This is a genomic window from Bifidobacterium leontopitheci (assembly GCF_009193355.1).
GTDB classification, from domain to species: Bacteria; Actinomycetota; Actinomycetes; order Actinomycetales; family Bifidobacteriaceae; genus Bifidobacterium; species Bifidobacterium leontopitheci.
In genome coordinates this window covers 63,916-78,426 of record NZ_WBVT01000009.1, presented here as the reverse complement: position 1 = coordinate 78,426, position 14,511 = coordinate 63,916, and the positions used below count along the sequence as shown (strand labels likewise).

Below are 14,511 nucleotides of genomic sequence, written 5' to 3'. Positions count from 1 at the left end.
AACATCAGCTATGTGACTTTTGCATTTCAGTATGTGAGATGGCATAATCCTTCAGTATGACTTCCCTGATGCAAGCAGGCGTGGCCGGACCGAGCCAGCGACTCGGCAAAACCCCGGCCGGCAGCGTATACGACACCGATGCATACGACACCGGCGTGTACGGGAGTACCGACGATGAGAGGAGCAGAACGCACGTGACCGATTCCGCAGCAGACGAGACCGACGAGATGACGACCGGCGACGCCGCGGCCACCACGGCAGAGGAAGAGAACGGTGAGACCAGCGGAGGCGAAATCCATTCCGGCGTCGGCGTGCTCGACAAGACGGTGAAGATCCTCGACGCGCTGGAATCCGGCCCCTCCACGCTCGGCCAGCTGGTCTCGGCGACCGGACTCGCCCGGCCGACCGCGCACCGCCTCGCCATCGCGCTGGAACGTCACCGTTTCGTTCTGCGCGACCAGCATGGCCGTTTCGTACTCGGCTCGCGGTTCGCCGAACTGGCAGCCGCGGCAGGCGAGGACCGTCTGCTCACCGCGGCGGGACCGATCCTGCAGACGCTGCTCGACCGCACCGGCGAGTCGGCGCAAATCTACCGCCGTCAGGGCGACCAGCGCGTGTGCATCGCCGCAGTGGAGCGCGCGAGCGGCCTGCGCGATTCGATCCCCGTGGGCGCGATGCTCTCGATGGAGGCCGGGTCGGCCGCGCAGATCCTGCTCGCTTGGGAGGACAACGAGCGGCTGCATCAGGGACTGCGCCACGCCAAGTTCACCGCCGCGAAGCTCGCCGCGGTGCGCAAGCGCGGCTGGTCCGAGTCGGTGAACGAGCGCGAGGAGGGCGTGTGCTCGATCTCCGCGCCGATCCGCAACGCCTCCGGGCAGGTGATCGCCGCAATCTCGATCTCCGGACCGTCCGGCCGCATGGGCAACGCGCCCGGACGCCGCTACGCACCGCTGGTCATGGCCGCCGGCAAGTACCTGACCGACGCGCTGCTCAAGGCGAGCGCCGGGCGGTAGGCGCCGCGGGCGCGGGCGCGGCTCGAGAAGCAGACGCGGTTCAGGAAGCCCAGCCGGGCATTTCCGCGTCACTCTGCTCGGGCGAGCAGAGTGACATGAGGTCGAAATCCCAGTATTTGCAAGGGTTTTCAGCAATGCGTCACTGTGCAAGGGCGAGCAGAGTGACGCGGAAGACACCATGAAACAGACCCGCAAACCCGCAAACCGCAGATCCGCATGTCCGCAAACCCGCAACCGGCCGATTCTCGCAACGCGGCAGGCGACGTCTGTGCCAAGTCAACGACCGGCCAGCGCGCTTCACACCGACCCGCGGGGTCCAATCTGCGCCCCCGATCGCCGTTTCGCACGGCATGATCGGCCTGTTTTGAACCGCATTCCGGAGTAGGCGGGCATCGCCGCCGGTAGACGCGGTATTTCGCGATGCGAAGCCCTTGGAAAATGGCGGAAACCGCAAACCGAATACGCCCGATACTCGCGCAGATGCCCGCCTATTCGGGAATAGCCTTCAAATCATGCGGAAATAATCGGGGCGCGTCCGTCACCAACCATGTCGGCGGTGACGAACGCGCCCCGATTCCTATTTACCGTTATCCGTAGCACGCGCGGCCGGCGCCAGCCCACCGCACACGCTGCGGGCGTCAGCCGCGGCGACGCTTGGTGAGCGTCACGGCCGCGCCGGAGAGCACGGCCAGCGCACCGAGCGCGGCGACCGAGGCGACGGATGCGCCGGTGCGGGCGATCTGACCGCCCTTGCCGCCGGCGTTGTTCTGGCCGTTCTGACCGGAGCCAGAGCCAGGCTGCTGGCCCTGACCGGAGTCGCCGCCAGGCTGCTGCCCGCCGTTACCGCCCGGCTGCCCACCCGGCTGACCGCCGTTACCACCGTCGGTCTTGTTCGCGATCACGGTGTACTCGCCCCAGAAGTAGGACACATTGCCCTGCTCGTCGGTGGCGCGGATGCCCAGCGTCGCGGCGCCCAGCTCGGCGAACGTGACGCCTTCAGCAGGGAACGCCTTCCACGTCTTGCCGCGGTCGAGCGTGTATTCGAGGGTGGGCGTCTTGCCGCTGTCGTCGGTGGCGGTCGCGGTGACGTGCGCGTCCTTGAGCTGGACCTCGCCGTTGGCGGGCGCCTTGACGTCGAGCGTCGGCGCAGTGGTGTCGCGCTTGACGAACGTGACCTTGTAGACGGTCTTGACCTGCGGGTCGTCGGCGCGGTCGACGACCGTGATCGTCGCCACGTAGCCGTTGTCCTTGGTCGGCTGGTCGACGGTGACGACGCCCTTCGGGTCGACGGCCGCGACGGTGCCGATCTTCGACAGGTCGTCGACCGGCACGAGGTAGTCCGTCTTGTCCTGCGTGAATTCAGATACGGACTGCGCGCCGTTCTCGCCGTAGGTGATGCCGGCGATGGACGCGGGCAGCGTGGTCACGCCGGTGAACGTGATCTCGTTCGCCTTCATCCACTGGCCCTGCATCGTCACGCGCACCTGCGTGGACACGACGGACGGGTCGAGCGTCACATCGTAGGCGCCGACCTTCTTGGCGACGTCCTTCTCGCCGAGCTTCACCCACTTGCCGGTGGCGGCGTCGAGGCCTTCGACGAGCACGCCGTCGGGCGCCTGCTCGGAGAACGTGACGGACAGCTTGCCGCCGTCGGATGCCTTCACCGCGCCGTCGTCCCACTTGAACGTGATGGTCGAGTCGGCATTCGGCCACGTGGACCAACGCGACTTGTCGGTGTTCACGCCGTCGCACGCGTACTTGCCGGAGCCGGACTCCTCGAAGCTCACCTTGTAGGCGAGGCCGCCGACCGCGCACTCGGTGAAGCCGTCGCCGCCGGACGCGCCGGCCTTGGCGAGGCTGCACCACGCGTCGTTGAGCGAGCGCCGGGCGAAGTCGACCTGCACTTCGGGTGCGGACTTGTCACCGGCGGTCTGCTTGGCGTAGGCGAGCGCCGCGGCGAACGGCTTCCAGCTGGCGGCCGTGTAGTCGGATTCCTTGAGGCCGTAGCCTTCGATCTTGGCGACGAGGGAGCTCAGCGGCTGGGTGGGCAGCCAGTTGGCGTCGCCGAGGATCTCCATCTTGCCGGAGTCGCCCACGAAGCGCACTGGCAGGATGATGTAGCGCGAGTCGGCGATGTTGTAGCCGCCGTCCGGGTTGAACCACTGGTTGCCCATGTAGCCCCAGATGCCCTGCTCGGGGTCGATGGCGAACAGGTTGGAGCTCTGGGAGATGAAGTTGTCCCACGCTTCGGTGCTGTCGCTGGAGGCGCCGGCCACGGTGGTGCCGGGCGCGTCGGTGCTCTTGTAAGAGCCGAGGATGCCGTCCGAGGACACGTTGAGGTGCGCGGACGCGGGCGCCCAACCGTTGGTGCCGGAGGTGATCAGATAGTACTTGCCGTTGTTTTCGGCGATGGCCGGGGCCTCCATGCCGCCGCCGGCGATCCAGTTGTAGGTCACGCCGTTGTCCTTGGTGACCTCGCTGCCGGCCTTCGCGTTGACGGAGGCGGGCTTCGTGGTGTCGGTGGTCTTGTCCCAGCTGGCGATGCCGGTGTAGGTGGAGTTGAGCAGGGAGGCGTAGACCGCGCCGTTGCCGTCGGACGTGTAGACGACGTACGCGTCGTTCACGCCGTCGCCGTTGGCGTCCTTGTCATCCACGAACAGGGTCATGTCGCGCACCTGGCCGTAGCCGTTGGACCAGTCGTCGACCGTGCCGTTGACGTCCTTGTTGGAGTCGAGGCGGAACGAGCCGAGGAACTTGAACGGTCCGGTCGGGTCGGAGCCTTCGCTCACGGCGATGCCGGCGCGCGCCTTCGAGTAGGAGTCGGACGTCGGGTTGCCGTAGGTGGAGCCTTCGCAGTGGAACCAGATCACCCAGCGCTTGGTCTTGCTGTTGTAGATGAGCTTCGGGCGTTCGAGGATCATGCCTTCGTCCACGTTCATGTCGAACTTGAGCATCTTGTAGACGTCGTCGGCGTTCTTGAGGTTGTGGTTCCACAGGTCGCCGGCGAAGCGGTCGAAGTCCTTGCCGTACACGGCCTGGTAGTCGGGGTCGGCGGCCATGTCGGCGGCGCTGTCCGGGAACTCGATCTTGGGCATGGCGCTGAATTCCTTGCCCTTCACGGAATCCTGGTAGGTGGGCAGCACGAGGCCGATGTTGTTCCAGTTGGCCAGGTCGTCGGACACGTACTCGTGCACGCCGAGCGCCGACGTGCCGTTGGTCTTGTCCTCGCCGACCCACACCCATACGGAGCCGTCCTTGTTGGCGTCGTACTTGGCGAGGTTGCCCTTGTCGGCCACGTCGGTGACCTTCTGGATCTGGCCGCCGTGCGCCTGGATGAGGCTGCCGTCGGTGGCGTACAGGCGCGCGCTGTTCACGCCGGTGACGCTGGTGTAGTCGTAGTCGACGCCGATCTTGTCCCAAGCGTCCTGCACCTTCTGGTAGGCGGCGATCACGTCGGCGGCGGAGGCGTCCGCCTTGGCGGCGACCTTGAGCGCGGCGTCGCGGGCGTCATTGAACGTCTTGACGCTGCCGGCCGCAAGCGTGGCGGACGAGTAGTCGGCGGTACCGGAACCGTCGGCGCGCTTGTTGTCGGACGTCTTGTTGGCCTTGATCCTGTTGAGCAGCGCGGTCTGCTGGGCCGTAGTGGTCAGGTTGTAGGTGTCGGTCAGCGCGGTCTTGAGCCCGGCCGCGGTAGTGGGCGCGGTCGGCTCGGCGTCGACCTCCACGTAGGAGACGCGCGCGTCCTGCTTCTCGCTGCCGTTCCAGTCGGTGAACTCCTTGTTCCAGCCCTTGGCGCCCTTGAAGTTCGCCGGGTCGAGCTTAAAGTTGCTCTGGAACTTGAGGACGATCTGGCCGTTGGCGTTCGGCTTGATGTGGTCGAACGTGAGGATGTGCTTGACGTTGCCGATGACCGGGAAGTTCTCGCGCAGCACCTGCTGGTTGGCGTCACCGGGGTTGGCGACGATCTTCACGTACGGGATGTTGTTGCCGGAGACGTAGAAGCCGAGGCGCACTGAGTACGTGTAGTCCTGCGCGTCCTTCTCGCGCTTGGGCAGGTCGAACGTGTAGACGACGCCGCCGTCCTTGTCGTACGCCTGCTTGGCGGCGGCGTCGGCGTCCTTGAGCTGCTTGGCGTCGGCCTGGCGCCACGACTGGAACGAGTCGGAGCTGTTGGCGTTGCCGCCGTTGGTGGTGGGGTTGTCGGCGGTGGACGCCGCATAGCCCCAGTTGAGTTTGGCCGCGTCGTCCGTGTACTGCTGGTCGGCCTGCTTGCCGCCGATGAGCGCGTCCTTGAACTTCGGGCGCGACGGGCGGCCGGACGTGTTGGACTGGGACGGCAGCTTGGAGTCGTTGTCGTACGGGTACGGCTTCTCGCCGATGTCGGTGGTCGAGTCGGTGACCGTGCCGCCCGCGTTGACCGCGTAGATCACGTTGTCGAGCTGCTTGATCTGGTCGTCGGTGACGGTGTAGTCGCTGGGGACGTCGCCGCCGAGGCCGTTGCTGCCGTTGGTCGCCTTGGGGGCGGCGGTTGCGGCGGCCGTGTTGGCTGTTGTCTTGGTCGCGTTGGTTGTTGTCTTGGCCGCGCCTGCGGTCGTATCCGCCGCCGCGGCCTTCTCGGCCGTCTTCCGCGCGGCGTCTTCCGCTGTCTTGGATTGCGTGGCCGACGCGTCGTCGGTCGCCGCAGTGTCGGTCTGTTGCTGTCGCGTCGCGGCTGCCGCTGCGATGGCCGCGGCGGTGCCGTCGTCGGCCTGTGCCGACATCGGCACGACGGCCAGCGCGCCGCCGAGCATGGCGGTCGCCGCAAGCGATGCGATGACCCTGCCCGTCACCTTTCCTGTACCCATAGTGTCTCCTTCGCACCGGTATGGCAACGTCATCATCGGCCATACCTTGAGTTGATTTCCACGCCGAATGCGGTTGCGACAGCGGAGGCGCTTCCTTTGCCGCCTGCGGCCACATCCATCTTCGAGTGGGATGACTGCGCGCGATGACTGCCGTCATGTTTGCGCAACCATTGACCCATATGATAGCGCGGAATTCGATACGTCTCAACGCGGAACGACAGTAATTGATACGATTTACGACATTGTTGCGCTGCGCCGGTGCACACATCACAGCGCACGACCTCGGCGACGTGATGCCCCGACGCTCTCGCCGCGCCGCTCAGCATCATGATGTAAGCGCGTACATCACCGGAACAACAAGAAGGAAAACCGACTATTGCATCACGCGCAACCGCACACCGTGCATGTGCGAAACCCCATCGCACGACACGCCGGGACAAGCGCGAATGCGCATCGGGGCCCGCGCGCGAGACACGCCAACCCGAGGCTTCGGTGACGGGGGTCAGCGAAGCCCATCGGGACCCGCGCGCGCGAGACACGCCAACCGCACGTTTTGGAGTAGAGCCCGGTATCTTGCGCACTTTGATCTTCGCCCGTCCCCGTGGCGATGAGTACAGTACTCAAGATTTCGGGCACTACCCGTTTAGGGGCGCACGAAGGGACGCACGACGTCACGCGGCCGCAACGACAGCGCGAGGAATTACGGATATCACAGGCTTCGGCCGTAAATCCTTGCGCCGGCACGGCACCAGTGCAAGGATTTACGGCCGATAACGTCGATTTCCGTAAATCCTTGCGCTGAGCAAGCAGCGGCGCAAGAAATAACGGCGATGGGGCTTCTTTCCGTAAATCCTTGCGCCGCCGGCGATATCCCCGCCCAGGCCTCGAACCGGAGCACCCGCTTGACGTAGGTTCTTGCCCCGCGGACGATATCACAGCGGGTAGGTACACGCTGTGACGGAAAAACGGAAGAAACGGAAGAAACGGAAGAATGACTGAATGAGAGCCACAGACCGCCCGCAACCGTGCCTTTTGCGAGATGTGGGTGTTTCGTTTGCGCTCCGTCGGCAACACCGGAATTCCATTTCGGCCATTTTCCAACCTTTTCGCGATATACGACCAACAGGAACCACGAAAAACGCCGAACCAAAACACCCACATCTCGCATAACCGCCTCACCAAGTGCACACAATAGGGCAGTCCCAAATAATTCGTCTCATATTTCACCAGTGAACGCGCACACCGCGCACGCCACGGCACACGCATATACTTAGGAAACGTATCGACAGCCCATCAGTCCCATCCCAAGCCAAAGGAACCACGCATGCCCGCACCGCAACGCACCGTATCATCGAAGGACGTGGCCGCACTGGCCGGGGTCTCGCAAAGCACGGTGTCGTACGTGCTCAGCGGCAAACGCAACATCTCCGCCAAAACGCAGGCCAAGGTGAGGCGCGCCATGGACCAGCTCGGCTACGTGCCCGACCTGCACGCGCAGGCCATGATCATCGGGCATTCGCACATCCTCGGACTCGTCACCGAGATGACAGCGGACACGCAGGGCGCCGAACTGCTGCCCATCATCCGGGCGATCCAGACCCGCGCCCGCGAGCGCAGATACGACCTCATCCTGCTCACCTCGCGGCCGGACAAGCACGGCGACGAGTCGGCCGCCAGCGTCACCGACGACATGCGGCGGCTCGCCAAGGGCAAGCTCGTCGACGCGTTCATCATGCTCGACATCCGCACGAACGACCGGCGGCTCGCGCAGGCGGCGAAGCTCGGCGTGCCGGTCGTGCCGTACGGCAATCCGGGTGAACCTTACGTCTTCCGCTGCGTCAACGCGGACCGTTCGGCGATTGACGGGCTGGCGGTCTGGGAGGCGCATGCGATCGGCGCTCACTCGCTCGTCGTGGTGGGCGACCCGCGCGGCAACGGACGGTTCCCGTTCATCGAAGCGTACGAGCGGACCACGCGCGAAGGCGCGGAACGGTACGGCATGACGTGGGAGCGGTTCGATGCGCGGGACACCAGCTGGCAGTCGTTCGCGCCGATTGCGGACCGGTTCGACGAGTGGAAGGCGCGTGGCGGCGTGTGCGTCTACGCGCGGTCGCCGCGCACGCTCGCTTGGATCGAACAGATGATGCTGATGCGCGGCGTCGAGCCGGGACGCGACATCGCGCTCATCGGCGAGTGCAGCGACGAGTTCGCCGCCGCGCAGCCCGTGCCGGTCAGCAACGTCTCGCCGGAGGCCGAGATCACTGGCCATCGCGCGGTGGACCTTGCCGTGGGGCAGGTCGAAGGCGATGAGATGGAGCCGGGATTGGAGACCACGCCGCCCAAGTTCACGCGCCGCGCGACCACCGTGCCCGGCTTCGCGCAGTAAGGCGTAGGGGCATGTGAACGTGTTCCCCTCCGCGGCGGCCACGGGTGCGGATTGCGCGATATGGCGCGGGACTCCGGCCCAGTCAGGCCAAGGCTAGTCGTCGCATCCGGATGCACACGGTAAGGTGCAGGATCCGGGCCGACTAGATCAACTGGCCGCCGTACCCGGATTCGCTCGGCATGACTCCGGGGAGCCAGGCCGAGCTCGGTTGATTCGCTCCCCTTCCTCCCTTGCTGCCGGATGCTCCAGGCCAGCCCGATTAGCCAGGTCAAGCCGGCCGCCGTACCCGGATTCGCGCAGCAACGGGCGGGGCTGGCGCGTTGTCTGCGGGCGCGGGCAGGCGAATCCGGCCCGCACTCCCGCATCCCGTATACCCCAAGATGCACAATGTGCACCTTGGGGATTTTTTGTAATGGATATGCAATGAAAACCCTAAGAATGTGCACCTTAAGGCGCACAATCCAAGGGTCGGCTCCCCTGAAAATGCACAATGTGCATCTTGAGGGGAGCACAAGCACGGGCATACAGCGCAAACGGCCTGTTTCCAGCCGCATTCCGTAATAGGCGGGCATCACCCCGGCAGACGCGGCATACCCCGGAGCCCATTCCTTGGAAAACCGCGGAAACCGCAGGGCGAATTCCCCGCGATACTCACACCGATGCCCGCCTATTCGGGAAAAGCCCGTAAATCAAGCGGAAACCACGGGCGCGACTACGCCAAGACGCCTCTAAACAGCCACAGACGCTCGCCGACAGCCGCCCCGCCCGTCCCACTACAGCTTCTTGAGCACTGCGGCGACGCCGGCGAGCAGGCCGGGCTTCTTCAACAGGTTGACGTCGCCGCCGGCCGCGTTCGACTGGCCTTCGACCGCGAACGTATACGCCTTGCCGCCGCTCGGCTTGCCCACGAGCTCGCCGTACGTGAGCAGCTGCGTACGTGGGCTGTACGGGTGGCGGATGTCGAACTCGAACAGCCGGGCGGCACGGTTCGCGGCGGCCGGACCGTACGACGAAAACCCGCAGGTCGGCGTGGCGACGAGCATCAGCCCGTTGAGCGAGCCGACGAAGCCGTTGCGATGGTCATGCCCGGCGACGACGCCGATATACCCGTCCGTGTCGCGCAGGATCGCGAACTCGCCGCTGTCATGGTCGGGGCAGCTCACGCCCTCGCCGAGGTAGCCGCCGGGCAGCGTGCGGTCGGGGTCGAGCACGTAGTACTGCGCGTCGTGCGTGCGATACCCCTGCATCGCGTTCTCCTCGTTGCTCGGCACCGTGCGCAGCACGTCATAGTACTGCGGCAGCGGCAGATGCTGGAACACGAGCGAACGAGCGCCGCCAATCCGTTGCGGCACCTCGCGCAGGAACCGCAGCGCGCGGGCGCTGGGCGAGCCGTAGCCGCCTTCGCGCGCGTAGTCGCCGGAGTCGAGCACGACCAGTCCCAGCACCACGCGCGAACGGTCCGCGCTCATGACCGGCAGCGCGAACGTGCCCGGCTCGCACGAGATCACCCGCTGGTCGGGCAGTCCGGACTCGGGGACCGCCTGCTCGACGAACGGGACGTCGGCGGCATCGTCGGCCGCGTCGGCGAATGGCTCGGCGGCGGCCGGGCTCGGCGGGTTCAGGCAGCCGGGAAAGTAGCGGACCATCTCCTCCATGACCGACGTGTCGAGGCCGCTCTGCATGTCATGGTTGCCGTACGTCCACGCGAACGGGATGCCGCGTTCGATGAGCGGCCGCAGCATCTCGCCCATCGCCACGCGCACCTTGCTGGTCGTCACGCCGATGTGCGTGCGGTTCGCGTCGTCCCAACGGCGACGGCGGAACGTGTCGCGGAACACGTCGTCATAACCGGCGATCTGGTTGCCGGTGAAGATCACGACGTCCGGCCGGGCGGCGTCCAGCGCGGCGGCGATGAGCCGGACCGTGTCCTTGTTGACTTTCGGACTGTCCTGGATGTCGGCGAGCTGGAGCACGCGGAACTTGCCGGAACGGTGGAACTGCAGCCGTCCCAGCCGCGCCGACACGGAGACCGGGCGCACGTCCTCGGGCGCGGCCGCCATGCCGGAACCGGCGGCGGTCTGCCGCGTCGTGGTGATGTTGAAATCCGTCATACGGTCAAGAGTAGTACATGCGACGGTGGGGACGCGGAAAGGCGGGCAGGTGGCGGGCGATGGCGCGGCGGTCTCGGCCCTGGGCGCAAGCGACGGCCGGTTTGAGCCGATGCCACTCGACGATCGCGTCAAGCCGGACTCCCGCCGCTGTGGCGTCGTAGTCGCGCCACGCGTTCGCGACGAACCTGCGGCGGCGGTGCGGATCTTCCCCGCGGTCTCTTTGTTCTCGTCCAGCATGGTGAAGTCCCCGGCAACTGAGCGGACGGCCGCAAGAACGAAACCGACGATGACGTGTGCGCGGTCAGCCGAAAAGCTCGTCGTGGGTGCCGGCGCGCTGGAAGATGGCCAGTTCATCGGTGGTGCACCAGATGAGCAGCCAGTCGCCGGCGGTGGCGACATGGCACTCGTTGGAGCCGCGCCACTCACCCGACAGCGTGTGCATGCTGTGGCGGCGCTTCAGCTCCTCGATGGATTCGACGGTGTTGTCGAGAATGAGCTGCATCACTGTGTCAAGCGGCCCGATGTCGACGTGGCGTTTCCGCAGACGTTTGAGGTCTCGCGCGTATTTCGCGGTGGGTGCCGGCCTCAACATCAGATGCCCAGACTCTTGTACATCTCATCGAGACTGGCGTACGAGGGGCCGCCGTTTCTGATGATCTCCTCGGTTTCACGGAGGGCCTCACGGCTCTCCTCGTTGGGCCGCTCCGACTCGAAGGTGAGCGGGATGCTGCGGGTGCGGGCCATCTGCGTCCAGAACGCGCGGGTGACGGAGGCGAGGGTGAGCCCGTATTCCTCGGCCACCTCCGACGCCTGGGCGATGATCTGCTTGTTGGCCCTGATGGCCTTGGACTCCGTCGCCTTGGCGGGGGCTACCATCGTTGCGGTCATAACGGACCTCCTTTGCATGTGCCTGTATGTCGTACGCACTGTGTGCTGGTGTGACGCATTTTACCACATCAGCACACATCGCGGGAGTCGGCGCACCCGACGGAAACGGGACAGGCGGCGCGAACCCTCGCCGCGGATTGTCATTGGCTCCGGCATCGCGACGCCGGCAAGACCATCGACGTGAGTCCGGCGAGCCGTGTCCGGACGGCACGAACCGCCGAACGGCTTGACCGGTAACGTCGCATGGAGAACAGAATACATGCCGCGCATGCGCCCCGACCTCCGCTCACCCGGCCGAGGTCAGCTCGGCAATTACACTGGTGGGCATGGCAAATGCTTCACGAATGACGGCGCTGCAACGCCGTGAGCAACTCATCCGCGTCGGACGCGCACTGTTCGCGGCGAAGGGGTTCGAGGCGGTGAGCGTCGAGGAGATCGCGGCGAACGCCAAGGTCAGCAAGCCGATCGTCTACGAACACTTCGGCGGCAAAGAGGGACTCTACGCCGTGATCGTCGACCGCGAGATGCAGGCGCTCACCGGCGCGCTCATCCAGTCGCTCACCGACACGACCACGCACCCACGGCAGATCGTGGAACGCGCGGCGCTCGCATTGCTCACGTATATAGAGGAGAACGCCGAAGGGTTCCAAGTGCTCGTACGCGACTCGCCGAGCACCGATCCGGCCGGGTCGTTCAGCTCGCTGCTCGGCGACATCAGCCTGCGCGTCGAGGACCTGCTGACCGAGGCGTTCAAACGGCAGAAGCTCTCGCCCAAAGGCGTGCCGTACTATGCGCAGATGCTCGTCGGCATGACCGTGTTCACCGGGCAGTACTGGGCCGACCGGCCCAAAGTAAGCAAGGAGCAGCTGGCCGCGTACATCGTGGACCTGGCGTGGCATGGCCTCTCGCGGCTCGACTCGAAGCCGACGCTGCGCTTCGAGAGCCAGAAGGCGAAGCAGGAGGCCGCGAAGGCCGAGGCGCGGGCGCGCAAGGCCGAGGAGAAGGCGGCGGCGAAGGCCGGGAAGACGGCGGAAGCAGCCGGATCCGGCGAAGACGCCGCTGCGGACGGCGACGTCAACGAGCCAGCGGACGGCGAACCATCCAGCACCGACGAGTCCGGCGACGACGCATCCGCCCTCCTTAGCCGTAAATCAGAGTGACCCTGTATAACGGACATCATGGATTCAATGGACCAGCCAACGAACCAACCGGGCGCGGGCACGGTTGCGGCCGCGGGGGCGACTGCCGCCGACACCCCGACGCCCGCCCCGGCCGAAACCGCGAAAACACTCACGTTCGTGGTGCCGGCATACAACATGGAGACGTATCTCGAACGGTGCGTGGCATCGCTGCTCTCGGCGAGCGACACCAGCGACATCGAGGTCCTCATCGTCGACGACGGCTCGCACGACGCGACCGCCGAACTCGCCGACCTGTACGAGCGGCGGCATCCGGGCATCGTGCGGGCCATCCACCAGCCGAACAAGGGACACGGCGGCGCGGTCAACACGGGCATCGCGGCGGCGCGCGGCATGTACGTGAAGGTCGTGGACGCGGACGACTGGGTGGACACGCCCTCGTTCGACACGGTGATGGACACGTTGCGCGCACAACGCGACGCGGCCGCCCCGGTCGACATGGTCGTGGCCAACTACGTGTACGACAAGGTCGGCAAACGGCACAAGCACACGGTGAACTTCCGGCACGCAATGCAGGCCGGGCGCACACTCGGCTGGGACGACCTCGGCCGGTTCGGCATCGCCGAGTACATCCTCATGCACGCGCTCATCTACCGCACGCAGGTGGTGCGCGACTCCGGCATGACGCTGCCGGAGCACACGTTCTATGTGGATTTCATCTACGCGTACCAGCCGTTCCCGTGGGTGCGCACGATGCTGTACCTGGATGTGCCGTTCTACCACTATTTCATCGGGCGCGACGGGCAAAGCGTGCAGACCGACGTGATGATCCGGCGGGTGGACCAGCTGCTGCACGTCAACCGGTGCATGGTCGAGGCGACGCCGGAGCGCGGGACCGTGCCGGACGGGCTGTATCGGTATATGATCCATTTTCTTGCGATCGAGAGCTCGGTGACGTCGGTGTTCCTGATCCTGTCGAAGGACAAGGCGAATTACCGGCGCAAGGACGAGATGTGGGCGGCGATCGACGCCGCCTCGGCGGGCATCGGGCAGGATGTGCGGCGCAAGCTGGTCTCGCGGGCACTCAATCTGCGCGGTTCGGTGGGGCGCTGGGTGATCCGGCGCGGGTACACCGTGGCTGAGCATGTGGTCGGGTTCAACTGATGGGCGGGCCGGCCAGATGCGGGGCCGGCTTACTGCGAATCCGACTTGTTGCGGGCCGTATTCCGTATTCTTAGGTTCCTTCGCGCGGCGGATGGGTGCACGAGGCGGGTACGGCATCCCAGAAACGGCTTGATACCAATGGCGTCGGCAGACGGAAAGCGGCTTATAGCCGGCGCCGGCACCAAAGCATACGGAGTACCGTCCAAAACAGGCCGGTGACTCTTGCATGGGCCAGCCGGCAGCCGGCAAATCAAGGTTATCCGACTGGCAGGCTGCCGGTCGGGCGCCGATATCAGGGCATGTCAGCGCGTTCGCGCCCGCATATTCCGCATGATTTGAAGGCTATTCCGGAGTAGGCGGGCATTGGCGTGAGTATCAAGCAGAATCGGCCGGAAATCGGCTTGCAGTTTCCGCCATTTTCCAAGGAACTCATATCGCGGCATATCGTGTCTACTGGCGGCAATGCCCGCCTACTCCGGAATGTACTCGAAAACAGGCCGATTGTGCCGCGCTGAAGGCGGGGAGCCCGGCGGAAAGGGCGGGTGCGCGCGTAATAGCGGGCGCATTCTGACGGCAGGGATCAATGGCGGGGCCGAGCTGCGGGCGTTTGATGCGAGGAACAAGCCGCAGCTGGCAGCACATGGACGCAGAAGGAGCGGATTATGGCCTGTCTCGACCGTGTGCAACTGGCATCTTCACGTCACTGTGCTCGGGCGTACACAGTGACGCAGGTGCGAAAGCCCAGTGTTTGCAAGGGGTTTCGACAATGCGTCACTGTGCTCAGGCGAGCAGAGTGACGCGGGTGTACTCCACAGCCCCGAGACTTATCGACGTTCACATTCAATGCCCCGGGAATCGGGCAAAACAGGAGCCAGACAGGGACCGCCCTCAGTCTCACTTCGCAATGCAGCCCCCGTCATCGGGGGCGGCGTGCGGAGCAACACAGCGACACCGGCTGCCCGACAT

Annotated in this window: 8 protein-coding genes; 4 read left to right on the top strand and 4 right to left on the bottom strand. The window is 65.5% G+C overall.

Going from position 1 to position 14,511, the window contains the following annotated elements:
• The first annotated feature begins 227 nt into the window (after positions 1 to 227).
• On the top strand, positions 228 to 1,013 hold the full coding sequence (locus tag F7D09_RS04610; protein ID WP_226835958.1) for an IclR family transcriptional regulator: 786 nt from the start codon (positions 228 to 230) through the stop codon (positions 1,011 to 1,013).
• A 638-nt stretch (positions 1,014 to 1,651) separates the two neighbouring features.
• On the opposite strand, the gene F7D09_RS04605 is transcribed toward F7D09_RS04610, so the two are convergent.
• Positions 1,652 to 5,857, bottom strand: coding sequence for a glycoside hydrolase family protein (locus F7D09_RS04605; protein ID WP_152234238.1), 4,206 nt, complete (start codon positions 5,855 to 5,857; stop codon positions 1,652 to 1,654).
• A gap of 1,324 nt (positions 5,858 to 7,181) precedes the next feature.
• On the opposite strand from F7D09_RS04605, the gene F7D09_RS04600 reads away from it, so the two are divergent.
• Complete coding sequence (locus F7D09_RS04600; protein ID WP_152234237.1) at positions 7,182 to 8,243, top strand: LacI family DNA-binding transcriptional regulator; 1,062 nt, start codon at positions 7,182 to 7,184, stop codon at positions 8,241 to 8,243.
• Between the two features lie 773 nt (positions 8,244 to 9,016).
• On the opposite strand, the gene F7D09_RS04595 is transcribed toward F7D09_RS04600, so the two are convergent.
• The 3 genes from F7D09_RS04595 to F7D09_RS04585 form a co-directional block, all read right to left on the bottom strand.
• Positions 9,017 to 10,354 (bottom strand): metallophosphoesterase, encoded by a 1,338-nt coding sequence (locus F7D09_RS04595; protein ID WP_152234236.1) that lies wholly within the window; start codon positions 10,352 to 10,354, stop codon positions 9,017 to 9,019.
• A 301-nt stretch (positions 10,355 to 10,655) separates the two neighbouring features.
• Complete coding sequence (locus F7D09_RS04590; RefSeq protein ID WP_152234235.1) at positions 10,656 to 10,946, bottom strand: type II toxin-antitoxin system RelE/ParE family toxin; 291 nt, start codon at positions 10,944 to 10,946, stop codon at positions 10,656 to 10,658.
• Complete coding sequence (locus F7D09_RS04585) at positions 10,946 to 11,242, bottom strand: type II toxin-antitoxin system RelB/DinJ family antitoxin (RefSeq protein WP_193312329.1); 297 nt, start codon at positions 11,240 to 11,242, stop codon at positions 10,946 to 10,948. Before F7D09_RS04585 ends, F7D09_RS04590 begins: the two co-directional genes overlap by 1 nt.
• 344 nt (positions 11,243 to 11,586) lie before the next feature.
• Between F7D09_RS04585 and F7D09_RS04580 the strand changes: the two genes are divergently transcribed.
• Both F7D09_RS04580 and F7D09_RS04575 read left to right on the top strand, forming a co-directional pair.
• Positions 11,587 to 12,402, top strand: a complete 816-nt coding sequence (locus tag F7D09_RS04580; protein ID WP_193312330.1) for a TetR/AcrR family transcriptional regulator — start codon at positions 11,587 to 11,589, stop codon at positions 12,400 to 12,402.
• Positions 12,403 to 12,429: 27 nt separating this feature from the next.
• Positions 12,430 to 13,545: a glycosyltransferase family 2 protein gene (locus tag F7D09_RS04575; protein WP_152234232.1), complete on the top strand. Its 1,116-nt coding sequence runs from the start codon at positions 12,430 to 12,432 to the stop codon at positions 13,543 to 13,545.
• The last annotated feature ends 966 nt before the right edge of the window (positions 13,546 to 14,511 follow it).